Genomic DNA, 424 nt, shown 5'->3' on the forward strand with positions numbered 1-424 from the left:
TCCATGAAGATGGCGCCCGACATCACGAGCGCCTCCTTGTTGGCCAGCAAGATGCGCTTGCCGGCCCGGGCCGCCGCCAGGGTCGGCGCAAGACCGGCTGCCCCCACGATCGCAGCGACCACCGTGTCGCACTGCCCGCTTTGCGCCACTTGCACAAGCGCATCCGGACCGTACGCAACTTGCGTCTTACAACCTGCAGCCTTCAACTGCGCTTCGACGCCGGCCGCCGTACCGGCATCGCCGACGACGGCGACTTCGGGCATGAAACGCAAACATTGAGCGACGAGCTTTTCTCCGTTGCGATGCGCGGTCAGCGCATAGACGGAGAAGCGCTCCGGGTGGCGGGCGACGACGTCGAGCGTGCTATCGCCGATCGAGCCGGTGGAGCCGAGCAGTGTCAGACATTTTTTCATATCTAAGATCC

General features: G+C 64.2%; 1 pseudogene. It reads right to left on the minus strand.

Features of this window, described 5'->3' with window-relative positions:
• A pseudogene (locus BTA35_RS17035) lies at positions 1-413 on the minus strand (1-deoxy-D-xylulose-5-phosphate reductoisomerase); the annotation flags it as partial.
• Between the last annotated feature and the right edge of the window lie 11 nt (positions 414-424).

Origin of the sequence: Oceanospirillum linum (genome assembly GCF_001995095.2) — a bacterium.
GTDB lineage: Bacteria > Pseudomonadota > Gammaproteobacteria > Pseudomonadales > Halomonadaceae > Oceanospirillum > Oceanospirillum linum.